Genomic DNA, 23,076 nt, shown 5'->3' on the forward strand with positions numbered 1-23,076 from the left:
AGGCTCTCGCATGCCTGATCAGCGCCACCGCGGCATGCCGCCAGCCGGTCGCTTCGCCCTTCTGGCGGCCCTGTGTTCTTCTTTCGGCCAGACCTTCTATATCGGCTTGTTCGGCGCAGACTTCCGCGCCGAGTTCGGCTTGAGCGAGTCGCTTCTGGGAACGCTCTACGGTACCGCGACGTTGATCAGCGGCTTGAGCATGTTCTGGCTGGGCACCATTGCCGATCGGCTGGCAATGCGCCATGCGATCGCTCTGACCATGGCCGGCCTGGCCGCGGGCGCTGCCCTGGTCGGGTTGACCCCGGGCGTGGCCGGCCTGTTCATCGGCCTGTTCCTGCTGCGTCTGACCGGGCAGGGCCTGGCCGGGCACCTGGCCGTCGTTGCGGCCGGTCGCTATGCAGTCGCGCGGCGCGGGCGCGCCGTGGCCATGGCTACCTACGGGTTCATTCTGGGCGAGGCGCTGCTGCCGCCGGGCGTGGCCGCAGCCATGGGCTGGCTCGGCTGGCGCGAGATCTGGGGCGTTGCGGCGGCCGGAATTGCCCTGCTGGCGCTGCCGGCACTGGCAGGGCTGGCGCGCCCGCTGATCGGCGAGGGGGCCGCCGAGAGCGCCGCCATCGACGCCATCGACCATTCGGTGCAGTCGCGCCGGAGCCTGCTGGTCAACGGTCGATTCCTGCGGGTGCTCAGCGTCGCTCTGGTCTCGCCGCTGGTGGTCACGGCGCTGTTCCTGCACCAGGGAACCCTGGCGGAACGGCTTGGCTGGTCGCTGAGCTCGGTCGCGTCGGGTTTCGTGCTGTTTGCCGCCATGCAGGGCCTGGCGGCTTTCGCCGGCGGACGTCTGGTCGATCGCTTCAGCGCGCGGGCGCTGCTGCGTTTCTATCTTCTGCCCCTGGGCATCGGGGTGCTGGCGCTGGGAATTCTGCCGCCGGCCACGGCGATGTGGATCATGTTTGCCGGTCTCGGTCTGACGGCCGGGGTCAACGGCGTGGTCTGTGGGGCCGTCTGGGTCGAGCTGTTCGGTTCCGCGCGCCTGGGGATGATTCGCGGCGTCTATGCGGCGTTGATGGTGGTCTCGACCGCGATCGGGCCGATCGTGCTCGGCCTGGCTTTCGAGGCCGGGATCAGCCAGCGCATGATGGGCGTGGTCGTGATGGCCTGGGTCCTGGTCATACCGGCGCTGCTGGTACCGCGGGTGAGCCATTCACGTCGCCGTTGACGCCTGGTGATCCCGTGGATGCCCGCTCACCCTGGCGGCCATGAAAAAGGGCCTCGCGAGGGAGGCCCATATCTGGTTTTGTATCGAGTCGGTGGCGATCAGGCCGCGACGGTACCCTGGGAGACCTCTTCTTCGGTGGCCTCGCGCACGCCCTTGATGGCCACCTTGAAGTTGAGCACCTGGCCGGCGAGCATGTGGTTGCCGTCGACCGTAACCGTTTCATCGCCCACTTCCTTGACGGTGACCGTCATCGGGCCGGCATTGGATTCGGCGCGGAAGGTCATGCCTGGCTCGACGGTGTCAACGCCGTCAAAGGCCTCTTTGGGAACGTCCTGAACCAGCTCGTCGCGGTACGGGCCGTAGCCTTCTTCGGGCTGGACTGCCACTTCCAGTTCCTCACCTTCGCTCTTGCCCTCGATCGCCTTTTCCAGGCCGGGGATGATGTTCTGGTGGCCGTGCAGATATTGCAGCGGCTCGCGCTCTTCGGAGCTGTCGATGACCTGGCCATCGTCTCCGGTCAGGGTGTAGTCAATGCTGACAACGGTATTGTTGGCGATTTGCATGTTGAACCTGCTTGCTTAAATCAGTGAACAAATTAACATGGAGCAGGGGTTCGCCGCTTTCAACCGGTCGTGTCTGCCGGCAGTCACAGCGGAAATGTGCGCTCGACGATGGCCGCCGAATCGATGTCTGCAGGCAGGCCGCCGTACATGCCGGTGTCTTGTTGCGCCAGGCGCGCTTGACAAAATGCTTCGGCCAGCGGGCTTTCGGCATCGATCAGGGTGGCCGCCTGCAGTGCCAACGCCAGATCTTCGGTAAGCCTCCGCGCCTGTTGTGGCGCCTCTTCGGGGCGGCTCAGCAGCTGCTTTGCATCGTCAATTCGCCACGCAATGCCGGCATGGGCGCCGCGTCGGCGCTCGAGATGGCGCAGCAGGGCCTCCATCGAGCCCGGGTCTCGCTGCGTGGCGCGCAGCACGTCCAGGCACTGAACGTTGCCGGAGCCTTCCCAGATGGCGTTGACCGGCGCTTCGCGGTAGAGCCGCGGCAGGATGCTTTCTTCCACATAGCCCGCGCCACCCAAGCACTCCTGGGCTTCATTGATGGCGCCAACGGCGCGCTTGCACACCCAGTACTTGGCCACCGGGGTGGCGATGCGCGCCAGTTTTTCGGCTTGTTCGTCACCCCTGGAGGCGCGTTCGAACTGCCCGGCCAGGAACATCGCCAGGCTCAGCGCGGCTTCCGACTCCAGCGACAGGTCGGCCAGTACGTTGCTCATCAGCGGCTGATCGATGAGCTGCTTGCCGAAGACCTGGCGGCCGCGCGCGTGCTCGATGGCCTCGACCACGGCCTTGTGGATCAGCGCAGCCGAGCCGATCACGCAGTCGAGCCGGGTTTCGGCCACCATGCGAATGATGGTGGGAACGCCGCGACCGGGTTCGCCGACCATGCGCGCCCGGGTGCCGGGGTATTCGATCTCGGCGGAGGCGTTCGAGCGGTTGCCGGGCTTGTCTTTCAGACGCATGATGTGAAAGGGATTGATGCTGCCGTCGGCGGCAAAGCGCGGCACCAGAAAACAGCTCAGCCCGTCATCGCAATGGGCGAGGGTGAGGAAGGCGTCCGACATCGGCGCCGAGCAGAACCATTTGTGGCCGATCAGCTCGTACTCTTGCCCCGGCCCCGGCGTGCCCAGCGCCCGGGCGCGCGTGGTGTTGGCGCGCACGTCCGAGCCGCCCTGTTTTTCGGTCATGGCCATGCCCAGGGTCACGCCACGTTTTCGGGCTGCGGGCAGAAAGCGCGGGTCATAGTCGGCGGCAAGCACGCGCGGCTCCCATTCGGCTGCCATTTCCGGCTGGGTTCGCAGCGCCGGTATGACGGCGTGCGTCATGGTGATGGGGCACATCGTGCCGGCCTCGAACTGGTTGTGCAGAAACATCATGGCCGAGCGCGCGATACGGGCCCCCGGCTGGCCTGTCCAGGTCAGGCTCGCCAGGCCATGCCTGAGCCCAAGCGCCATGATGTCGTGGTAGGCGGGGTGGTAATCGACCTGATCGATACGGTGGCCGAAGCGGTCGTGGGTGCGCAGCCGCGGGGTGAATTCGTTGGCGTCGAACCCCAGCGGGCCGATTCGGGTGGCAGCCAGCTTTCCGAACTCCTGCACCCGGTGTTCAAAGGCGCTGCCGCCTTCACGCGCCAGCGCCTCGCGCAACGCCGGATGGCGCGCGAAGGGGTCGTATTCGCCCAGCGGTTCGGGCTGGTTGAAGACTTCGTGGGTGACAAAGCGGGCCGGTCGGTGTTTGGCTGGATCGTGCGACATGCTGTCCTCATGCGTGCGCGCGCCGTGGAGTTCACTATACAAAAGCCGTGGGCCCGCGGGGTAGAATCACCGGATGAGACTGACCCAATACACTGACTATGCGCTGCGGGTGCTGATTTATCTGGGTCTGCACGCGACCGATCGTGCCGAGCACCGCTGCACGATCCGCGAGATTTCCGAAGCCTACGACATTTCGCGCAACCACCTGATGAAAGTGGTTCAGCACCTGGCCGCCGAGGGCTTTGTTCACTCGGTGCGCGGAGTGGGTGGCGGCCTGAGCCTAGCCGGCCGCCCCGACAGCCTCAATATCGGTCGCATCGTGCGCGCCATGGAGTCCGACTTCGAGCTGGTCGAGTGCATGCGCGCCGACAATCGTTGCGTGATTGCTCCGGCCTGCTCCTTGGCCGGCATGCTCGAGCAGGCGCAGGCGGCCTTCCTGGGCGTGCTCGATCAGTACTCGCTGGCCGATATCCTCACGCCCCCGCATCGCCGTGAACTGGCGCGCCTGCTCGATATCCGGCTTGAGGTGATTTGCTGACCCGGCGTCAAAGTAGGTTCTTGGAAGGCTCTACAAGCGCCGGATTTAGCTTGAAAAAAAAATTCTTTCAGTGCATGATTGCCTTGACTTTATGGGCCAACGGCAAAACCGATGCGCAAGCTGACAGTTCTGATCGCGATGGTGCTGCTGACCAGCTCGCTCGCTGCGGCGGCCGGCGAGGTGCGCAATCTGCGTGTCTGGGCGGGGCCTGACAATACCCGCGCTGTCCTCGATCTGGACCAGCGCGTTGACTATCGCCTGTTCACGCTCGACAACCCCTCGCGTGTGGTCATCGACATTGAAAATGTCGCTCTCGAGGATGCCCTGGAACTCGACGAGGAGCACAGCGGCGTCATCCGGCGGGTGCGCTACGGCGTGCGTAACGAGCGTGATCTGCGCGTCGTGCTCGATCTCGATGACAAGATCAGGCCGCAGAGCTTTCTGCTGGCACCGGCCAGCGAGTACGGGCACCGCCTGGTCGTTGATCTGTATCCGGAAAATGCCCAGTCCGCCGCCGAGCGGGTTCGTGAAGCCACTCAGACCGCCCTGGACGGTGAGCGCGACATGATCGTTGCCATCGACGCCGGCCACGGCGGTGAAGACCCGGGCGCCATCGGCCCGTCGGGCACGTATGAAAAAGACGTCACCCTGGCACTGGCGCGCGAGCTCAAGGAGCAGATCGACGACGAGCCGGGCATGCAGGCTGTGCTGATTCGCACCGGCGACTATTACGTTCCCCTCAAGGAGCGCTTTGCACGCGCGCGCAAGGCCAGCGCCGACCTGTTCTTGTCAATTCATGCCGATGCCTTTCGCGATCGCCGCGTGCGCGGCAGCTCGGTTTACGTGCTTTCGCGCAGCGGCGCGTCCAGCGAGGCCGCCCGCCTGCTGGCCAGAAGCGAGAACCGTGCTGACCTGATCGGCGGCGTCAAGCTCGATCGCGGCGACGACATGCTGTCTTCGGTGCTTCTCGACCTGTCGCAGAACGTGGCGATCGAATACAGCACGGAAGCAGCCGAGGTGATTCTGGGTGAGCTGGCGCGGGTGGGCAAGCAGCATCGCAAGCAGGTGGAGAGCGCCAATTTCGTTGTGCTGCGCTCCCCGGACGTACCCAGTGTTCTGGTAGAGGTCGGCTTCATTTCCAATCCGCACGACGAGGCCAACCTGAAAAACGGCGCCCAGCAGCGCAAGCTGGCCGGGGCGATTGTCAACGGCGTTCGCCAGCACTTTTTCGAGACCGCGCCGCAGGGCACCTGGATTGCCGCCAACCGCGAGGGCAGTCGCCACATTGTCGAGCGTGGCGATACGCTCGGTGTGATTGCGCAGAAATACCGCACCAGTATCTCGCGCATTCGGCAGGCCAACAACATCAACGGCGATGTGATCCATCCGGGAGCAGTGCTGGTGATCCCGGCCGGCTCCTGATTCCATTTTCAGAGAAGTCTCCGAGAAAACTTTCGGGAAACCCCCAAGAGAAACTGGAGCCACGTAACACGCGGAACTGCGCGAAAAACTTGCCTCGGCCCTCGAGACGGGCAGGCGGGTTCGAATTCTGCCATTGTTTTGCCTTTTCCGAGTGAAGGCGCGCCATCCTGGCGGCCACAATCGGTAAACTGAGCGCCATGCCGGTTCGTAAGCTGCCTGTCCATCTTGTCAACCAGATCGCCGCCGGTGAGGTCATCGAGCGGCCTGCGTCCATCGTCAAGGAGCTGGTTGAGAACAGCCTCGATGCCGGCGCCCGGCGTATCCGCGTCGAGATCGAACGCGGTGGTGCCCGCCGCATTCGCGTCAGCGACGATGGCCGCGGCATTCCCCGCCAGGACCTGGCGCTGGCGCTGAGCGCCCACGCGACCAGCAAGATCGAGTCGCTCGAGGATCTCGAGGGCGTGGGCACGCTGGGGTTCCGCGGTGAAGCGCTGCCTTCCATTGCGTCGGTCTCACGCCTGCGGCTGGCCTCCAGGGTCATGGGCGCTGACAGCGGCTACGAGGTCGAGGCCGAGGGCGGGACGCTTTCGGAGCTGCGGCCGGCGGGCATGCCCGAGGGCACGATGGTCGAGGTTCGCGATCTGTTCTACAACACGCCCGCGCGGCGTAAGTTCATGCGCACCGAACGCACCGAATTCGGTCATATCGACGATTTGCTCAAGCGCCTGGCGCTGGCGCGCATGGACGTGGCGCTGGACCTTGCGCACAACGGCCGGGTGGTGCGCAGCCTGGGCCCGGCCGTCGACGAGGCCGCGCGCAGCCGCCGGGTGGCGGCCGTCTGCGGCGATGGTTTCATGGCGCAGGCGATCGCGCTCGAACAGGCGCATGCCGGGCTGCAGCTGAGCGGCTGGATTGCCCGGCCGGGCTTTTCGCGCAGTCAGGCCGATCTGCAGTTCTTTTTCGTCAACGGGCGCCTGGTGCGTGATCGGCTGGTGGCGCACGCCGTACGTCAGGCCTATCGCGACGTGCTCTTCAGCGGCCGCCATCCGGCCTTTGCGCTGATGCTCGAGCTCGATCCGCAGCGCGTTGATGTCAACGTCCACCCGCAAAAGCACGAGGTGCGCTTTCGCGATGGTCGCCTGGTCCACGATTTTCTGTTCAAGACCATTCACCACGCACTGTCGGGTACGCACCCGGGCAACGAGTCGGCGCAGACGGCGGCTGCTTCGCGGGCGCAGGTGGCCAGTCCCGAGCCGCCAGGGCTGCAGCAAGGAGGTGGCCAGGCCGGGCTGGGTCTGGCCGTGGCTGAAAGCGTTTCGCGCTACGCCGAGCTGGCCCGCGCGCCGCGGCCGCGAGATCAGGGCGGGCAGAGCGAGATTCCGCCCATGGGCTTTGCTGTTGCTCAGATTCACGGCGTATTCATTCTTGCCGAGAATGCCGACGGTCTGGTGGTGGTCGACATGCATGCCGCCCACGAGCGCATCGTTTACGAACAGCTCAAGCAGGCCTGGCGCGAAGAGCGCGTGCGCTCCCAGCAGCTGCTGGTGCCTGAAAGAATCGCCGTGTCCGAGCGCGAGGCGCAGGCGCTGGAGAGTCACATCGATGATCTTGCGCGGCTTGGCTTCGAGCTCGGTCTGGCCGGCCCCGAGGCGGTCATGATTCGCGCCGTGCCGGCCCTGCTTGCCCGTGCCGATGGACAAGGGCTGGTGCGTGACGTGCTGGCCGATCTGGTGGCGCTGGGCCAGAGCCAGCGGATCGACACCATGCTCGACGAGCTGCTGTCAACCATTGCCTGCCACGGCTCGGTCCGGGCCAATCGGCGCCTGAATATCGACGAGATGAACGCCCTGCTGCGCGACATGGAGCGCACCGAACGCTCGGATCAGTGCAATCACGGTCGTCCGACCTGGGTGCAGCTGGACATGCAGGCGCTCGATCGGCTCTTTCTGCGTGGGCAATAACGCGTTTTCTTTGCCCGCGCTGCCGCCGGCGATCTTCCTGATGGGGCCAACGGCTGCGGGCAAGACGGCCGCCGCCTTCGCGCTCCGGGATCGCTTGCCGGTCGAGCTGATCAGCGTTGACTCGGCGCAGGTCTATCGCGGCCTGGATATTGGTTCCGCCAAGCCCGACGACGCCACGCTGGCGCGCTACCCGCATGCCCTGATTGATATTCGCGAGCCGGAAGAAGCCTACTCGGCGGCCGACTTTGCCGCCGATGCGGCCGCCGAGATTCATCGTATTCATGCCGCCGGCCACTGGCCGGTACTTGTGGGCGGCACCATGCTCTACTACCGGGCGCTGCTCTATGGCCTTGACCCCATGCCGGCGGCCGACCCGGCGTTGCGCCACACGATCGCCGCCGAAGCGCGCGAGCGCGGCTGGCCGGCGCTGCACGCGGAACTGGCGCAGCACGACCCGGCCGCCGCGGCCGCGATTCGGCCTGCCGACAGCCAGCGTATTCAGCGGGCCACCGAGATTCTGCGCCTGACCGGCAAGGGCCCCAGCGCGTACCACGGGCACAACCGCCTGCCCCGAATGCGGGCGCTGCGCCTTGTTCTTGCGCCCCGTGATCGCCATATTCTTCATCAGCGCATCGAAAAACGCTTTCAGCAGATGCTCGCCCAGGGCCTGGTGGCAGAAGTCGAGCGTTTGCGGGAGCGGCCGGAATTGAGCGCGGCTCACGCCTCCATGAAGAGCGTGGGTTATCGTCAGGTCTGGTCGTTTCTCGATGGGGCCGGTCGCCTGGACGATTGCCGTCATGCGGCCGTGGCGGCAACCCGGCAGCTGGCCAAGCGGCAGCTGACGGCCCTGCGAAGAATGCCGGGCGCCCTCTGGCACGATTCGCTGCAAGAACGTACCATTGACTTGATTGTCAGGCAGGCAGGTGACTTTTTTGCACAGCCCCGCGCCGATCAGACCTTCGCTTGACCGCGCTGCGGTCGGATACGCGGCCTGGTGTCGATCCCGCAAGTGTCATGCCCGCAAGCATCAGCCGGGCCAAATAAGAACATCAAAGGAGAGTCACAATGTCCAAAGGTCAGTCGTTGCAGGACCCGTTCCTCAATGCGCTTCGGCGCGAGCGTGTCCCGGTTTCGGTTTTTCTCGTCAACGGCATCAAGCTCCAGGGGCAGATCGAGTCTTTTGATAACTTCGTGATTCTTCTCAGGAACTCGGTCAGTCAGATGATCTACAAGCACGCCATTTCCACCATCGTGCCCGCACGCAACGTGCACCTGGGTGATGCGGCGGAGGAAGAAAAGCCCTGATAGAGGATTTTGCCCCAGCCCTCGCCGGCGGCGCTTCCAGGGCCGTGCTGCTGCACCCGGTCCTCGGGCCCGGCCAGGGTGACGAGTCGCGCAGCGAGTTCCGCTTGCTGGCGCGCTCGGCCGGCCTCGAGGTGGTTGACGAGGTGCTCGCCCCGCGCGATGCGCCCGATCCCCGCTACCTGGTTGGCAGCGGCAAGGTCGAGGAGGTGCGCCAGACGGTGGCCGCCGGCGAAGCCGGGGTGGTGCTGGTCAATGCCCGGCTCAGTCCCGTGCAGGAGCGCAACCTGGCCCGCAGCCTCAAGTGCAACGTCCTCGACCGCACCACGCTGATTCTCGATATCTTTGCCCAGCGAGCGCGCTCGCATGAGGGCAAGCTGCAGGTCGAGCTGGCTCAGCTGCGCCACCTCTCCACCCGCCTGGTTCGCGGCTGGACCCACCTGGAGCGTCAGCGCGGGGGAATCGGCATGCGTGGCCCCGGCGAAACGCAGCTGGAAACCGACCGTCGCCTGCTGGGGAATCGCATTCGTCAGCTCAGCGTGCGGCTGGAGAAGGTGCAGCAGCGTCGCGAGCAGGGGCGGCGCGCGCGGCATCGCAGCGAGGTGCCGCTGGTAGCGCTGGTCGGCTACACCAACGCCGGCAAGTCGACGCTTTTCAATCACCTGACCTCGGGCGAGGTCATGGCCCGCGATCAGCTGTTTGCCACGCTTGACCCCACGGTGCGACGTATCGAGGGCCTGGCCGGTTCGGACGTGCTGATGTCCGACACCGTCGGCTTCATCCGTGATCTGCCGCACGAGCTGATTGCCGCTTTCCGCTCCACGCTGGAAGAGACGCTCTCGGCCAGCCTGGTGGTACACGTCATTGATGCCGCCGACCCCGATCGGCTCCAGCAGCAGTCGGTGGTGGAAGAGGTGCTCAACGACATCGGCGCCGGCGACCTGCCCGTGCTGAAGGTCTTCAACAAGGTCGATCTGACCGATCGTGAAGCCGGCCTGGAGCGTGACGCTGATGGACGAGTCACGTCCGTCTGGGTATCTGCCGAGCACGATCACGGCCTCGATGACCTGGCCGTGGCGCTCGCCGAGCGCCTGGCCGAGGGACGGATCCGGCGCTGCATCCACGTGCCGGTCGAGGGGCAGCGCCTGCGCTCGCGCCTGTTTGATCTGGGCGCCGTGGTTGATGAGCACGTCGAGGACGATGGGTCCAGCCGCCTTGAGGTTGATCTGGACCAGCGCGACGCCCGAAAACTGGCCCGCTTGAAGGGAAGTGACGGACAACTGGCCGAGCAACTCCTGTTAAACTAAACGATTGCGAGCGTCGGGCGCTGCGCGGTTTTCCGTGGTGGCTGCACGCAGTGCGCAGGCCGCCTGCCGATAACCCGATGCAAGAACGAACTCACGGAGAGATCAATGCCCTGGAATGAACCCGGACGCGGCGGTGGCGGCGGCGGTGGTCGCGATCCCTGGAAAGGGGGCAACGGCCAGCAGCCGCCCGATCTGGATGAAGTGTTTGCCAATGTGCAGCGACGCCTGAAGAAGATCATGGGCGGTGGCGGCAACGACGGCGGTCGCAAGGGCAGCCCGAGTGGTGGTTCCTTCGCGCCGATCATCGGCCTGGTGGTGCTGCTGCTGGTGATCTGGGCTGCGTGGAGCTCGGTGCACATCATCGATGAATCCGAGCGCGGCGTTGTTCTGCGCTTCGGCGAGTACAACCGAACGATCAACCCCGGCCTCAAGTTCACCTTGCCGCAGCCGATCGAGACCGTGCAGACGGTCAACGTCAGTCGGATGCGTTCGCTGGAGAACTCCACCCGCATGCTGACCGGCGATGAAAACCTCATCGATCTGGCGTACGCCGTTCAGTATCGGGCGCTGGATCCGGAAGACTTCCTCTTCAACGTTGCCCAGCCCGAGGCCTCGCTCGCCCATGCCGCTGACAGCGCCATCCGCGAGATCGTCGGCACCAACAACATGGATTTCATCCTCGAGATCGGCCGCGGGCAGATTGCGCTCGACACCCAGGCCCTGCTCGAGGAGATCCTGGCGCGTTATCAGCCCGGTATCGAGATCACGTCCTTCAACTTGCAGGAGGTGCGACCGCCGTCGCAGGTCCGCGAGGCTTTCGATGATGTCGTGCGGGCACGTGAGGACCAGATCCGCTTCGCCAACGAGGCCCAGGCCTACGCCAATCAGGTGGTGCCGGAGGCCCGTGGTCAGGCGGCTCGCATCACCCAGGAGTCGCAGGCTTACCGCGAGGCCAAGGTGGCCCAGGCCACCGGTGAGGCCGATCGTTTCTCCGCCTTGCTGGCCGAGTACGAGCAGGCGCCGGATGTGACTCGCGAACGCCTGTACATCGAGACTCTGGAGAAGGTCTTCGGTCGCTCCGCCAAGGTGCTGATGGACACCGAGTCGAGCAACAACATGTTCTACCTGCCGCTGGATCGCATTCGCGACGGCAACCCGGCGCTCAAGGCGCCGCCGATGCTCTCGCCACAGCAGCGTTCAGGGCAGAATTCGGGGCAGGGCGCGAGTCGAACGACCGATCCGCGCAGCCGTACCGGCAGGGAGGGTCGCTGAGATGAGAATTCTGATTCCTGTTGTTTTGATCGCCCTGCTGTTCGTTGGCATCAACAGCCTGTTCATCGTCAAGGAAACCGAGTTCGCGATTCGGTTCCGCCTTGGTGAAGTGGTGACCGATGACTATGAGCCTGGGCTGCACTGGAAGCTTCCGTTCATCAACAATATTCGCAAGTTCGATAACCGCCTGATGACCATGGACATGCGGCCCGAACAGATGAATACCGCCGAGCAGAAGTTCGTTGAAGTCGACTACTACGTGAAGTGGCGCATCATGAACCCGCGCGACTATTACGTGGCGACACGCGGTGATCAGGTCTTCACCCGCGCCCGCTTGTCCGAGCTCATCCGCAATGATCTGCGCGACGAGTTTGCCCAGCGCACGCTCAGCGAAGTGGTTTCCGAAGAACGCCGCGAGATGATGGAGAAGCTCGTGGTGCGGGCCGATCGACGTTTCGAGGACTACGGGATCGATGTCATCGACGTTCGCATCAAGCGCATCGAGCTGACCGAAGAGGTGCTCGCCTCGGTGTTTGACCGCATGGACACGCAGCGGACCGAGTACGCCAACGAGCTGCGCTCGCTGGGGCGGGAGCAGGCAGAGCGCATTCGCGCCGATGCCGATCGCCAGGTGCGCGTGTTGTTGGCCGAGGCCGAGCGTGATGCACAGCGACTGCGCGGTGAAGGCGATGCCGAGGCAACCGCCATTTATGCCGAAGCGTTCACTCAGAATGAGAAGTTCTACTCCTTCTGGCGCAGTCTCGAGGCCTACGAGCAGAGCATCGGCACGGAAAACGACATGATGCTGCTCGATACCCAGTCGGACTTCTTCCGCTACCTGGATAAACAGCAGCAATAACCATGTTTACAGAGCTGTTGATGGCCGGCGGCCTGGTGCTGATTATCGAAGGGCTGGGGCCGGCCATCAGCCCGTCGGGCTGGCGCAACCTGGTTGGCCAGGCCGCCCGGCTGCCCGATCGCAGCCTGCGTTCGGGCGGCGTGGTGCTGATCCTGCTTGGCGCGGTGATTTTTCACCTCGCCGGCTGACTCTCATATTTCGGGGATAAGCAATGTCTCGATCCGTCGTGATTCTCGGTACCCAGTGGGGCGACGAGGGCAAGGGCAAGATCGTCGATCTGCTCGCACATGAAGCCGACGCCGTGGTGCGTTTCCAGGGCGGCCACAACGCCGGCCATACGCTGGTGGTCGGAGGCGAAAAGACCGTCCTGCACGTCATTCCTTCCGGCGTGCTCACCGAGCGCGCCCGTTGCCTGATCGGCAACGGCGTGGTGGTTGCGCCGCATGCCCTGGTGGCCGAAATCCGCGGGCTGGAAGACAAGGGCATCGACGTGCGTTCGCGCTTGGGCATTTCGCCGGCCTGTCCCGCCATTCTTGGCTGCCACGAAGCCCTCGACCGCGCGCGCGAGAAATCGCGCGGCAAGAACGCCATCGGCACCACCGGCCGCGGCATCGGGCCGGCCTACGAAGACAAGGCCTCACGCCTGGGGCTGCGCCTGGCCGATCTGGCCGATCCGGCGCGGCTGGAGGAAAAGCTTGGCAGTGTGATCGACTACTACAACTTCCTGCTGACCCGCTACTACGATGCCGATCCGGTGGATGGCCACCGGATTGCCGACCAGGCCGCCGCCATGGGCGAAGAGCTCAAGCCGATGTTTACCGATGTCACCGGCGAGCTCCATGAGCTGCGGCGTCAGCACCGGTCGATTTTGTTCGAGGGCGCCCAGGGCAGCCTGCTCGATATCGATCATGGCACCTATCCGTTCGTGACCTCGTCGAACACCACCGTTGGCGGCGTGATGACCGGCACCGGCGTGGGCCCCGGCGACATCGACTACGTGCTTGGCGTGACCAAGGCCTACGCCACGCGCGTGGGTTCGGGGCCGTTTCCGACCGAGCTGCATGACGACGACGGCCGCCTGATGGCCGAGCGTGGCGTCGAGTTCGGCGCCACCACCGGCCGCGCGCGCCGCTGCGGCTGGCTCGATGCCGTCGCGCTCAAGCGTATGGTGCGCACCAACGGCGTGACCGGCCTTTGCATCACCAAGCTCGATGTGCTCGACACTTTTGATCGCGTACGTATCTGCGTTGACTATGACGGCGTCGATGGATTCCCGGTCGGCGCTGAAGAATGGGAGCGCGCCGCGCCGGTCTACGAAGACCTGCCCGGCTGGGACGGCTCGACCCAGGGACTGACCGATCCCGACAAGCTGCCGCCGGAAGCGCGCGCCTATCTTGATCGCCTGGAAGAGCTGATCGAGGCGCCGGTGCACATGCTCTCGACCGGGCCCGAACGCGATGCCAATGTCATTCTCAGGCATCCCTTCGAAGCTGATTGAAGCGCCGAGGGGCCAGGATTCGAAATGCGAAATCTCGAATACGAAACAAACCCGAAACACGAAATTCGAAACGCGCTCGTGAACAGGGCGGTGTAGAGAGCCATTTCAGCACGACGTATCGAGGTCGCGGTTTCTGTTCGGGTTTCGTGATCCAGGATCCAGGATCCAGGATTCATTCCGGGATTGGTGCTTTTGGTTTCGCGCACTCAACGACTGAAGAAGAACTGTCATGCTTGACCCACATTTGCTGAGAAACGATCTTGAGTCCGTGGCTGCGCGTCTGGCGCGTCGCGGCTATCACCTCGATATCGAGAACTATGCCGCGCTCGAGGCGCGGCGCAAGAAGCTGCAGACAAAGACCGAAGAGCTGCAGGCCGAGCGCAATCGCCGCTCGAAATCGATCGGGCAGGCGAAGGCCGCCGGTGAGGACATCGCGCCGCTGGTGACCGAAGTCGGCCGGCTTGGCGATGATCTCAAGGCCGCAAGCGATGAACTCGAGCAGCTTCGCCACGAGCTCGAGCGCGTTCAGCTTGACATGCCCAATCTGCCGGACGCGTCCGTGCCCGAGGGCGATGACGAGGCCGATAACGCGCTGGCCCGCAGCGTTGGCGAACCCACCGCGCTTGATTTCGAGCCCCGCGATCACGTCGAGATTGGCGAGATGCTCGACGGTATCGACTTCGAGCTTGCAGCCAAGCTCGCCGGCAGCCGCTTTGCCGTGCTGGGCGGACAGGTCGCGCAGCTCCACCGGGCGCTGGCGCAGTTCATGCTCGACATGCATATCGGCGAGCACGGCTACCGCGAGATGTACGTGCCCTACATGGTCAACGCCGAGGCCATGCAGGGAACCGGACAGCTGCCGAAGTTCGAAGACGATGCCTTCGCCATCGACGACGACCCGCCCCGCTATCTGATCCCGACCGCCGAGGTGCCGCTGACCAACCTGGTGGCCGCCGAAATTCTTGACTCAGCGCATCTGCCGCTGAAATTCGTGGCCCACACGCCCTGTTTCCGGCGCGAGGCGGGCGCCTATGGCAAGGATACCCGGGGCATGATCCGTCAGCACCAGTTCGACAAGGTGGAGCTGGTCCAGATCGTGCGTCCCGACGAGTCCGAACAGGCCCTGGAGGCCTTGACCGGGCATGCCGAGAAAGTGCTGCAGGTGCTCAAGCTGCCGTATCGCGTGATGACGCTGTGCGCCGGCGACATGGGCTTTTCCGCGCGCAAGACCTACGACCTCGAGGTCTGGCTGCCCGGCCAGAGCGCCTATCGCGAGATCTCATCGTGTTCGAATTTCGGCGACTTCCAGGCCCGCCGCATGCAGGCGCGCTGGCGCAACCCCGAAACCGGCCGGCCCGAGCTGGTCCACAGCCTCAATGGTTCGGGGCTGGCCGTCGGCCGCGCCCTGATCGCGGTGCTGGAAAACTACCAGCAGCGTGACGGCTCGGTCAGCGTGCCCGAGGCCTTGCGGCGATATATGGGCGGCCGGGAGTCACTGTCAGTGGCCGAATGATCGTGTTGCCCACGGGCGCCGGAGGCACGCCATGAAAGTGCACAACTTCTCCGCCGGGCCCGCCATGCTGCCGGTCGAGGTGCGCGAGCGCTTGAGCGAAGCGCTGGCGCCGGCGGCCGGCGGCTTGCCCTCCATTGCCGAGGTGTCGCATCGTGGGCCGCGTTTCATGGCGGTGGCCGAGGAACTGCAACAGCGGCTTCGCGATCTGGCCGACATCGGCGACGAGCACGCCGTGCTGCTGCTGCACGGCGGCGCGAATGCTCAGTTTGCCCAGCTGCCGCTGAACCTGGCCGCCGACGGTACGGCGGCCTTTCTGATTTCCGGGCACTGGGGTAAAAAGGCTTTGGCTGAAGCCGGGCGCGTTGCCTCGACACAGGTGGTCGGCAGTAGCGAGGAGGGCGGCTTCATCGACCTGCCCGAAATCGGACGCCTGCCCGAAAGTTGCGCCTACCTGCACTTTACCGGCAACGAGACGATTCACGGGCTGCAGTATGCGCAGCCGCCGCGAGCTGCAATACCGCTGGCTGCGGACTTGTCTTCGGAATTCCTGTCGCGGCCGTATCCCTACCGTGATCTTGGCTTTGCCTACGCCGGTGCGCAGAAGAATCTGGGCATCGCCGGACTGACCGTGGCCTTCATTCGACGTGATCTGCTCGCGCGCGTGCCCGATACGCTGCCGCGCTTTTTTGACTATCGCAGCTGGGCGGAGAGTGACAGCCTCTACAACACCCCGGCCAGCCTGGCCTGGTTCGCCGCTCTGGAAGTGTTGCGCTGGATCGAGCGCCAGGGCGGCCTCGAAGCGATCGCTGACCGCAATCAGCGCAAGGCGGAAACCCTCTACCGCGCCATCGATCGGTCGGATTTCTGGCACAACCCGGTGACCAGGGCCGCACGTTCAGTGATGAACGTGCCCTTCTGGCCGACCGATCCATCACTGGTGCAGCCTTTCGTCGAGCAGGCCGAGGCGGCCGGCCTGCATGGGCTCAAGGGCCACCGCGCGCTCGGTGGCCTGCGAGCCAGTCTGTACAATGCCCAGACTCTTGACGCTGTGGAGGCACTGGTTGACTTCATGCAGGAATTCGAACGACGCCATGGATAAGATCGATCTCGGTCAGGTGCGCCAGCAAATCGATGCGCTTGACGAGCGTATTCAGGCTCTCATCGCCGAGCGCGCGGGCCTGGCGCAGGCGGTACGCTCTGCCAAGGGCGCGATGGCCACGCCTGCCGACTACTATCGACCCGACCGTGAGGCTCAGGTGCTGCGGCGCGTGATCGAGCGCAACGATGGCCCGCTGACCGATACGGTCATGCTGCGCCTGTTTCGCGAGATCATGTCGGCTTGCCTGGCCCAGCAGGAGCCGCTGCGCGTGGCCTTTCTGGGGCCGGAGGGCACCTTTACCCAGCAGGCGGTTTTTCTGCAGTTCGGGCATTCGGTCAGCGCCAGCTCCGAGACCGGTATCGACGAGGTGTTCCGGCGCGTGCAGGGCGGTGAGGTCGACTTCGGCGTGGTGCCGGTCGAAAATTCGTCGCAGGGCGTGGTCACCCACACGCTCGACATGTTCATGCATTCGGACGTGCGCATCGCCGCCGAGGTGGAGCTGAGGATTCATCAGCACCTGTTGACCGCGGCGCGTTCGCTCGACGGCGTCGAGCGCGTCTACGCGCATCAGCAATCGCTGGCACAGTGTCGGATGTGGCTGGAAAGACATCTCGAGGGCGTCGAGCTGATCGCGGTCTCGAGCAACGCCGAAGCTGCCCGTCGCGTGCGCCACGCACCGGATGCCGCCGCGATTGCCGGGCGCAGCGCCGCCGAAATCTACGGCATTCCGGTATTGTTCGCCAATATCGAGGATCATGCCGACAACACGACGCGTTTTCTCGTGCTCGGCCGCGAGCTGTTGCCGCCCTCGGGCGACGACAAGACGACCCTGATGGTGGCCGGCCCGGGGGGCGATGGCCCCGGCGCATTGTTCAGCCTGATCGAGCCACTGTCCAGACACGGCGTCAACATGACCCGGATCGAGTCGCGGCCCTCCCGGGAAGGGCGCTGGGATTACGTGTTTTTCATCGACGTCGACGGCCATGTCGAAGATCCCGGCTTCAAGAACGCCCTGGCCGAGGTCGAAGGCCGCTCGGCACAGGTGCGCATCCTCGGCTGTTATCCCCGCGCCGTCGTCGGTCGCCTGCCGGGCGAGAGCGGCGCCTGAGGCGTGAAGTCAGAAGATAATTGCTCAGGAATGAAACCAGACAATCAGGATCAAGGGCTTTTTGCCCACGGATGAACACGGATAAAAGCAAAGGAGAACTCTAAAGAGGAACTCTAATGGAAAGCAGTGATGAAAAACCGGAGCCTGGCTCTGGCATTCGATCGCTCGCCAATCCAGCAGGGTGGTGTTGTTTTCCATCTGTGTCCATCCGTGGGCAAAAAGGTGCCGGGGTTTTGGATATTTTGAAGTTGAACAAGGGATCTTAATGAAGCTACGAGACTATTCCGCTCTGGCCGCACCAGGTGTGCGCGATCTGACTCCTTACACGCCGGGCAAGCCGATCGACGAGCTCGAACGCGAATACGGGGTCAGTGATTCGATCAAGCTGGCCTCCAACGAGAATCCTCTGGGCGCGAGCCCGAAAGCGATTGCCGCCGCCCGTGCCGCGCTCGATGATGCCTGGCTGTACCCTGATGCCAACGGCTTTCATCTCAAGCGGGCGCTGGCCGAAAGGCATGCGCTGCCGCCAGAGGCCATCACCCTGGGCAACGGTTCCAACGACGTGCTGGTGCTGCTCGCACAGACGTTTCTGCGGCCCGGTCTGGAGGCTGTGTTTTCGCAATATGCCTTTGCGGTCTATCCCATCGCGACTCAGATGATGGGCGCACAGGCGCAGGTCGCCCCGGCGCTGCCGCTCGACCATCCGGGCATGCCGTTGGGCCATGATCTGCGCGGCTTGTTCGAACGCGTTGGTGATGACACGCGGCTGGTTTTCATTGCCAACCCGAACAACCCGACCGGCACCTGGCTGGACGGTGATCGACTGAAGGATTTCATCGGCTCGCTGCCGCCCCAGGTCATCTGCGTGGTCGACGAGGCCTATACCGAGTACGCCGAGTCCGACACTCTCGGTGACGCCTCGACCTGGCTGGAGGAGTTTCCGAACCTGGTCGTGACTCGCACCTTCTCCAAGGCTTACGGTCTGGCCGGTCTGCGCGTGGGCTATGCGCTGTCGAACCCCGGGATTGCCGACCTGCTCAACCGTGTTCGGCCCGCCTTCAACGTCAACGCGCCCGCCCTGGCAGCGGCGCAGGCCGCGCTGGGTGATGAAGAGTTCATTGCCGCAACCCGTCGCTGCAACAGCGAAGGCCTGCGCCAGCTTCAGAAGGGCTTCGAAAAGCTGGGGCTGACGATCATTCCCTCGGCGGCCAATTTCCTGCTGACCGGCTTTGATCGTTCCGGTGCCGAGCTCAACGAAGCCCTGCTCAAGCGCGGCGTGATCGTGCGGCCGGTGGCTAACTATGGCCTGGATGATTACCTGCGCATCACCATCGGCACGCGCGAACAGAATGAGCGCCTGCTGGCGGTGTTGTCGGAGGTGATCTAAGCGATGCGCCTGATCGTTCAGCCAGCTGCGCGCGCTTTGAGCGGCCGCTATCGCCCCCCGGGCGACAAGTCCGTTTCCCATCGCGCCGCGATCCTGGGCGGGATTGCCAGCGGCGAGACCGAGATTCATGGTTTCCTCGAGAGTACCGATACCCGAGCAACGCTGGCGGCGATGCGACAGCTGGGAGCCGGCGTTGAGGAAACTGATGGCGTGATCCGGATGCGCGGCGGCGACCTGCGGCCGCCGTCCGGGGCGCTGGATCTGGGGAATTCAGGCACCGGTATCCGCCTGCTTGCCGGCGCCCTGGCCGGGCATCCGGCACTGCGGGATGCGCCGATCGAGCTGGTCGGCGATCAGTCGCTCTCGAGCCGGCCGATGGCGCGCATCATCGAGCCGCTGGCGCGCATGGGCGCAGTCATCGACAGTCGGGAAGGCTGCGCTCCGCTCAAGGTCCACCCCACCCGCTTGCGCGGGCAGCGTCACGCGCTCAACGTCACCAGTGCGCAAGTCAAGTCGGCCATTCTGTTGGCCGGGCTGTTTGCCGAGGGAGAAACCGTGGTTGTCGAGCCGGGTGTGAGCCGCGATCACAGCGAGCGCATGCTGCCGGCGTTCGGCGCCTTGCTCCACGATGGCCGGCCGGGTGTGGCTGTGCGCGGCGGTCAGGCGCTGTCGGGCACGCGTGTGGAAGTGCCTGGTGACCTGTCTTCGGCGGTGTTTGTGCTCGCGGCGGGGCTGCTCGTCGACGGCTCGGTGATCGAGCTCGAGCGCGTCGGGCTGAATCCCACCCGCAGCGGCGTGATCGATATTCTGCGAGCCATGGGCGCGACGATGACCATCGAGGGCGACCAGACCGATGGTGGCGAACCGCTGGGCCGGATTACAGCTCGCGCGGGTCGGCTCTCGGGCGCCGATGTGGCCCGGGAGCTGGTGCCTCTGGCCATTGACGAGTTTCCGTTGATCATGGCCTTGGCTGCCGCCGCCAGCGGCCGCACGCGGATCCGCGGTGCCAGCGAGCTGCGGGTCAAGGAGTGCGACCGCATTGCCGTGATGTGCCGTCAGCTCGCCCGTCTGGGGGTGAGCGTGGAAGAGCTCGATGACGGCGCCATCATCACCGGCGGACCGGTGCGCGGAGGCGAGGTTGACAGTCACGGCGATCATCGCGTGGCCATGAGCCTGGCGGTGCTGGCCCTGGCGGCCGAAGCTCCGGTCACGATCAATGATGCCGAGTGGATCGAGACGAGTTACCCGGCGTTTGTAGACGATATGACGGGGCTGGGGGCGGAGATGGAGTGGGAAGGTTCGAGTGTGAAGTGTGAAGTGTGAGGGGCTGGCGTTTGGTTCTGTGCACTTTAGACTTCACACTTTACACGCAGCCTGGCTGGCGATGATGACTGAGACTGCCCGCAAAGAGACAACAACGATACCCGTATTGACCATCGACGGCCCTTCCGGTGCCGGCAAGGGCGCAGTTTCGGCGCGGGTTGCCGCGCGCCTGGGGTGGCGGCTGCTCGATTCCGGTGCGGTCTATCGGGCTGTGGCGCTGGCCGCGATCGACCGCGGCGTGGAGGCCGATGACGACGCAGCGCTGGTGGCCCTGTGTGATCAGCTGGATCTGCGGTTCTGCTCCGGCAGCGACGGCGTGAAGGTGCTGCTCGACGGCCGTGCAGTCGACGAACGACTGCGCAGCGAGGCCGTGTCGGTCATGGCCTCTCAGGTCGCTTCACGGCCGGCGGTCCGCCGGGCGCTGATGGATCTGCAGCGCCAGTTTCGGCGCGCGCCCGGCCTGGTGGCGGACGGCAGGGATATGGGCACCGTGGTCTTTCCGGAGGCCCCGGTCAAGGTTTTTCTCGACGCCAGCGTCGAAGAACGAGCGCGTCGCCGGCATAAACAGTTGAAAGAGAAAGGAGAAAGTGTTAAATTCTCCCGTCTTTTTCGCGATCTTGCCGAGCGCGACCGCAGGGATCGTGAACGAGCCGTCTCGCCGACGGTTCCGGCGTCGGGCGCAACCGTGATCGATTCGACTGAATTGACGCTGGCGCAGGTAGTCGAGCAGGTTCTTGATCTGGTAGCGGGCGCTGTCTGATTGCGAAAAAGAGGTTGAAGTCAGGTTCCGGCCCCGCACAGGTGGTGGTCGGGTTTTTTCACGAGCGTTCCTCGCGAGCGCAGACACCGTAGAGACAAGCGGACTTTGAACGCCAGGGCCGCGCAGATCTTGCAGGAAGAAACAAGCGTAATGACCGAATCCTTTGCAGAGTTATTTGAACAGAGCATTGCCGAAAAAGACCTTCGCCCCGGCGCGATCGTCAACGGCAAGATTGTCGATATCCGGGAAGACGTAGTCATCGTCAACGCCGGGCTGAAGTCCGAGGGTATCGTTCCCATTCACCAGTTCCGCCTGCCGGATGGTGAGCTGGAAGTGGCCGTCGGCGACGAGGTGGAAGTGGCGCTGGATACCGTCGAAGACGGTTTTGGCGAAACTCGCCTGTCGCGCGAAAAGGCCAAGCGGGCCCGGGTCTGGACCAAGCTGGAACAGTCTTACGAAAACGAAGACAACGTGATTGGTCAGATTTCCGGCAAGGTCAAGGGTGGCTTCACGGTCAACATCGACAGCATCCGCGCTTTCCTGCCGGGATCGCTGGTGGATGTTCGTCCCGTGCGTGACCCCGCCTACCTCGAGGGCAAGGACCTCGAGTTCAAGATCATCAAGCTCGACAGCCGCCGCAACAACCTGGTGGTCAGCCGTCGCGCGGTGGTCGAACACGAATACGCCGCCGAGCGCGAAGACCTGATCGAGCGCCTGACCGAGGGTGCGGTGGTCAAGGGTGTGGTCAAGAACCTCACCGATTATGGTGCCTTCCTGGATCTTGGCGGCATCGATGGCCTGCTGCATATCACCGACATGGCCTGGAAGCGCGTTCGCCACCCGTCCGAAGTGGTGGAAGTCGGCGAGGAGCTGGAGGTTCGCGTGCTGCGCTTCGACCGCGAGCGCATGCGCGTTTCGCTGGGCCTCAAGCAGCTGGGCGATGATCCCTGGGAAAACATCGATCGGCGTTATCCGCCAACCACCCGACTGTTCGGCAAGGTCACCAATATCACCGACTACGGCTGCTTCGTCGAGATCGAGGACGGCGTCGAAGGCCTGGTTCACGTCTCCGAAATGGACTGGACCAACAAGAACGTCAACCCGGCCAAGGTCGTGCATGTCGGCGACGAGGTCGAGGTCATGGTGCTGGATGTCGACGAGGAGCGTCGCCGCATCTCGCTGGGCATGAAGCAGTGCACCCCGAACCCCTGGGAAGCTTTCGCAGCCACTCACAACAAGGGCGACAAGGTCGCCGGTGCGATCAAGTCGATCACCGATTTCGGCATCTTCATCGGTCTGGAAGGCGGTATCGATGGCCTGGTGCACCTGTCCGACATTTCCTGGATGACGCCGGGAGAGGAAGCCATCCGCAACTTCCGCAAAGGCGAGGAAGTGGAGGCGACCGTGCTGGCTGTCGATCCCGAGCGCGAGCGCATTTCGCTTGGCATCAAGCAGCTCGAGCAGGATCCCTTTGCCACCTACATGGCAGCGCATCCGCGTGGTTCCATCGTCAACGGCACGGTCAAGTCCGTTGACCCCAAGGGCGCGGTTGTCGAGCTTGCCGATGGCGTGGACGGCTATATCAAGGCCTCCGATCTGGCCAAGGAGCGCGTGGACGACGCCACCAAGGTGCTTTCCGAGGGAGATGCAGTCGAGGCCAAGTTCGTGGCGCTCGATCGCAGGACCCGTAACCTCACCCTGTCGATCCGGGCCAAGGATGACGACGAGCTCGCCGAAGCCGTTGATCAATACCATCGCTCCGGCAGCGGCGGCAGCACCACCCTGGGTGACCTGCTGAAGGAGCAGCTCGAGAACAAGGACGACTGACACAGCAAATCACCGGGCGTTCGCGTGTGCACCTGCAAACGTGAACGCCCGGATCTTTCCGGGGAGCAGCAATGACCAAATCCGAACTGATTGAACGCATGGCCGGTGAGCAGACTCATCTCAGTCATGCCGACGTCGAGCTGGCAGTGCGCTGCATTCTCGAGCAGATGAGTCGTGCGCTGTCAGAGGGGGAGCGTATCGAGGTGCGGGGGTTTGGCAGCTTTTCGCTCAACTATCGTCCGGCGCGCATGGGCCGCAACCCGCGCACCGGAGAATCGGTGGCACTGCCGGGCAAGTATGTGCCGCACTTCAAACCCGGGAAGGCGCTGCGAGAGCGGGTCAACGCCGGGGCGTCGTCAGATTGATCGCC

Annotated in this window: 21 protein-coding genes; 19 read left to right on the forward strand and 2 right to left on the reverse strand. The window is 64.4% G+C overall.

Annotated elements, in window-relative coordinates:
* Positions 1 to 10 precede the first annotated feature (10 nt).
* A complete protein-coding gene (locus tag ACEWQZ_RS13200) occupies positions 11 to 1,216 on the forward strand; it encodes an MFS transporter (protein WP_476483571.1) in 1,206 nt (401 codons plus the stop codon).
* Between the two features lie 98 nt (positions 1,217 to 1,314).
* Here ACEWQZ_RS13200 and ACEWQZ_RS13205 read toward each other — a convergent pair whose 3' ends face one another.
* Together ACEWQZ_RS13205 and ACEWQZ_RS13210 are read right to left on the reverse strand one after the other, a co-directional pair.
* A complete protein-coding gene (locus ACEWQZ_RS13205; protein WP_476483572.1) occupies positions 1,315 to 1,779 on the reverse strand; it encodes an FKBP-type peptidyl-prolyl cis-trans isomerase in 465 nt (154 codons plus the stop codon).
* 83 nt (positions 1,780 to 1,862) lie between these two features.
* Positions 1,863 to 3,530 (reverse strand): acyl-CoA dehydrogenase family protein, encoded by a 1,668-nt coding sequence (locus tag ACEWQZ_RS13210; RefSeq protein WP_476483573.1) that lies wholly within the window; start codon positions 3,528 to 3,530, stop codon positions 1,863 to 1,865.
* 73 nt (positions 3,531 to 3,603) lie between these two features.
* Here ACEWQZ_RS13210 and ACEWQZ_RS13215 point away from each other — a divergent pair, with 73 nt between their 5' ends.
* The 18 genes from ACEWQZ_RS13215 to ACEWQZ_RS13300 all read left to right on the forward strand — a co-directional run bounded on the left by ACEWQZ_RS13215 (position 3,604) and on the right by ACEWQZ_RS13300 (position 23,071).
* Positions 3,604 to 4,068 carry an RrF2 family transcriptional regulator gene (locus tag ACEWQZ_RS13215; protein WP_476483574.1) on the forward strand — a complete coding sequence of 155 codons (465 nt, stop codon included), beginning with the start codon at positions 3,604 to 3,606 and terminating at the stop codon, positions 4,066 to 4,068.
* Positions 4,069 to 4,179: 111 nt separating this feature from the next.
* Positions 4,180 to 5,490 carry an N-acetylmuramoyl-L-alanine amidase gene (locus ACEWQZ_RS13220; RefSeq protein ID WP_476483575.1) on the forward strand — a complete coding sequence of 437 codons (1,311 nt, stop codon included), beginning with the start codon at positions 4,180 to 4,182 and terminating at the stop codon, positions 5,488 to 5,490.
* Between the two features lie 197 nt (positions 5,491 to 5,687).
* A complete protein-coding gene (gene mutL / locus ACEWQZ_RS13225) occupies positions 5,688 to 7,451 on the forward strand; it encodes a DNA mismatch repair endonuclease MutL (protein WP_476483576.1) in 1,764 nt (587 codons plus the stop codon).
* Between the two features lie 40 nt (positions 7,452 to 7,491).
* Positions 7,492 to 8,418, forward strand: coding sequence for a tRNA (adenosine(37)-N6)-dimethylallyltransferase MiaA (gene miaA, locus ACEWQZ_RS13230; RefSeq protein ID WP_476483657.1), 927 nt, complete (start codon positions 7,492 to 7,494; stop codon positions 8,416 to 8,418).
* A gap of 98 nt (positions 8,419 to 8,516) precedes the next feature.
* Positions 8,517 to 8,756 (forward strand): RNA chaperone Hfq, encoded by a 240-nt coding sequence (gene hfq, locus ACEWQZ_RS13235; protein WP_476483577.1) that lies wholly within the window; start codon positions 8,517 to 8,519, stop codon positions 8,754 to 8,756.
* 44 nt (positions 8,757 to 8,800) lie between these two features.
* Positions 8,801 to 10,060, forward strand: coding sequence for a ribosome rescue GTPase HflX (hflX, locus tag ACEWQZ_RS13240; protein WP_476483578.1), 1,260 nt, complete (start codon positions 8,801 to 8,803; stop codon positions 10,058 to 10,060).
* 105 nt (positions 10,061 to 10,165) lie between these two features.
* Entirely contained in the window at positions 10,166 to 11,332 is a 1,167-nt protein-coding gene (gene hflK / locus ACEWQZ_RS13245; RefSeq protein ID WP_476483579.1) for an FtsH protease activity modulator HflK, read from the forward strand.
* A 1-nt stretch (position 11,333) separates the two neighbouring features.
* Positions 11,334 to 12,191: a protease modulator HflC gene (gene hflC / locus ACEWQZ_RS13250; RefSeq protein WP_476483580.1), complete on the forward strand. Its 858-nt coding sequence runs from the start codon at positions 11,334 to 11,336 to the stop codon at positions 12,189 to 12,191.
* A gap of 2 nt (positions 12,192 to 12,193) precedes the next feature.
* On the forward strand, positions 12,194 to 12,379 hold the full coding sequence (locus ACEWQZ_RS13255; protein WP_476483581.1) for a DUF2065 domain-containing protein: 186 nt from the start codon (positions 12,194 to 12,196) through the stop codon (positions 12,377 to 12,379).
* Positions 12,380 to 12,402: 23 nt separating this feature from the next.
* Positions 12,403 to 13,689 (forward strand): adenylosuccinate synthase, encoded by a 1,287-nt coding sequence (locus tag ACEWQZ_RS13260; protein ID WP_476483582.1) that lies wholly within the window; start codon positions 12,403 to 12,405, stop codon positions 13,687 to 13,689.
* Positions 13,690 to 13,918: 229 nt separating this feature from the next.
* Complete coding sequence (gene serS / locus ACEWQZ_RS13265; RefSeq protein ID WP_476483583.1) at positions 13,919 to 15,202, forward strand: serine--tRNA ligase; 1,284 nt, start codon at positions 13,919 to 13,921, stop codon at positions 15,200 to 15,202.
* A gap of 31 nt (positions 15,203 to 15,233) precedes the next feature.
* Entirely contained in the window at positions 15,234 to 16,301 is a 1,068-nt protein-coding gene (serC, locus tag ACEWQZ_RS13270; RefSeq protein ID WP_476483584.1) for a 3-phosphoserine/phosphohydroxythreonine transaminase, read from the forward strand.
* Positions 16,294 to 17,409: a prephenate dehydratase gene (gene pheA / locus ACEWQZ_RS13275; protein WP_476483585.1), complete on the forward strand. Its 1,116-nt coding sequence runs from the start codon at positions 16,294 to 16,296 to the stop codon at positions 17,407 to 17,409. Before serC ends, pheA begins: the two co-directional genes overlap by 8 nt.
* A gap of 265 nt (positions 17,410 to 17,674) precedes the next feature.
* A complete protein-coding gene (hisC, locus tag ACEWQZ_RS13280) occupies positions 17,675 to 18,796 on the forward strand; it encodes a histidinol-phosphate transaminase (RefSeq protein WP_476483586.1) in 1,122 nt (373 codons plus the stop codon).
* A gap of 3 nt (positions 18,797 to 18,799) precedes the next feature.
* The gene (aroA, locus tag ACEWQZ_RS13285; protein ID WP_476483587.1) at positions 18,800 to 20,119 is read left to right on the forward strand and encodes a 3-phosphoshikimate 1-carboxyvinyltransferase; all 1,320 of its coding nucleotides are present in this window, start codon (positions 18,800 to 18,802) and stop codon (positions 20,117 to 20,119) included.
* Between the two features lie 61 nt (positions 20,120 to 20,180).
* On the forward strand, positions 20,181 to 20,879 hold the full coding sequence (cmk, locus tag ACEWQZ_RS13290; RefSeq protein ID WP_476483588.1) for a (d)CMP kinase: 699 nt from the start codon (positions 20,181 to 20,183) through the stop codon (positions 20,877 to 20,879).
* 105 nt (positions 20,880 to 20,984) lie between these two features.
* Entirely contained in the window at positions 20,985 to 22,706 is a 1,722-nt protein-coding gene (gene rpsA, locus ACEWQZ_RS13295) for a 30S ribosomal protein S1 (protein ID WP_476483589.1), read from the forward strand.
* Positions 22,707 to 22,777: 71 nt separating this feature from the next.
* Positions 22,778 to 23,071, forward strand: a complete 294-nt coding sequence (locus ACEWQZ_RS13300) for an integration host factor subunit beta (protein ID WP_476483590.1) — start codon at positions 22,778 to 22,780, stop codon at positions 23,069 to 23,071.
* The last annotated feature ends 5 nt before the right edge of the window (positions 23,072 to 23,076 follow it).

It is taken from the genome of Wenzhouxiangella sp. YN1, assembly GCF_056324145.1.

Coding starts and splice junctions, on each gene's coding strand:
- hisC (WP_476483586.1), top strand. CDS start 17,675: ATGAAGCTACGAGACTATTCCGCTCTGGCCGCACCAGGTGTGCGCGAT.
- aroA (WP_476483587.1), top strand. CDS start 18,800: ATGCGCCTGATCGTTCAGCCAGCTGCGCGCGCTTTGAGCGGCCGCTAT.
- ACEWQZ_RS13210 (WP_476483573.1), bottom strand. CDS start 3,530: ATGTCGCACGATCCAGCCAAACACCGACCGGCCCGCTTTGTCACCCAC.
- ACEWQZ_RS13260 (WP_476483582.1), top strand. CDS start 12,403: ATGTCTCGATCCGTCGTGATTCTCGGTACCCAGTGGGGCGACGAGGGC.
- hflC (WP_476483580.1), top strand. CDS start 11,334: ATGAGAATTCTGATTCCTGTTGTTTTGATCGCCCTGCTGTTCGTTGGC.
- serS (WP_476483583.1), top strand. CDS start 13,919: ATGCTTGACCCACATTTGCTGAGAAACGATCTTGAGTCCGTGGCTGCG.
- hfq (WP_476483577.1), top strand. CDS start 8,517: ATGTCCAAAGGTCAGTCGTTGCAGGACCCGTTCCTCAATGCGCTTCGG.
- ACEWQZ_RS13205 (WP_476483572.1), bottom strand. CDS start 1,779: ATGCAAATCGCCAACAATACCGTTGTCAGCATTGACTACACCCTGACC.
- hflK (WP_476483579.1), top strand. CDS start 10,166: ATGCCCTGGAATGAACCCGGACGCGGCGGTGGCGGCGGCGGTGGTCGC.
- ACEWQZ_RS13200 (WP_476483571.1), top strand. CDS start 11: ATGCCTGATCAGCGCCACCGCGGCATGCCGCCAGCCGGTCGCTTCGCC.
- serC (WP_476483584.1), top strand. CDS start 15,234: ATGAAAGTGCACAACTTCTCCGCCGGGCCCGCCATGCTGCCGGTCGAG.
- pheA (WP_476483585.1), top strand. CDS start 16,294: ATGGATAAGATCGATCTCGGTCAGGTGCGCCAGCAAATCGATGCGCTT.
- mutL (WP_476483576.1), top strand. CDS start 5,688: ATGCCGGTTCGTAAGCTGCCTGTCCATCTTGTCAACCAGATCGCCGCC.
- ACEWQZ_RS13220 (WP_476483575.1), top strand. CDS start 4,180: ATGCGCAAGCTGACAGTTCTGATCGCGATGGTGCTGCTGACCAGCTCG.
- cmk (WP_476483588.1), top strand. CDS start 20,181: ATGATGACTGAGACTGCCCGCAAAGAGACAACAACGATACCCGTATTG.
- miaA (WP_476483657.1), top strand. CDS start 7,492: ATGGGGCCAACGGCTGCGGGCAAGACGGCCGCCGCCTTCGCGCTCCGG.
- ACEWQZ_RS13300 (WP_476483590.1), top strand. CDS start 22,778: ATGACCAAATCCGAACTGATTGAACGCATGGCCGGTGAGCAGACTCAT.
- ACEWQZ_RS13215 (WP_476483574.1), top strand. CDS start 3,604: ATGAGACTGACCCAATACACTGACTATGCGCTGCGGGTGCTGATTTAT.
- ACEWQZ_RS13255 (WP_476483581.1), top strand. CDS start 12,194: ATGTTTACAGAGCTGTTGATGGCCGGCGGCCTGGTGCTGATTATCGAA.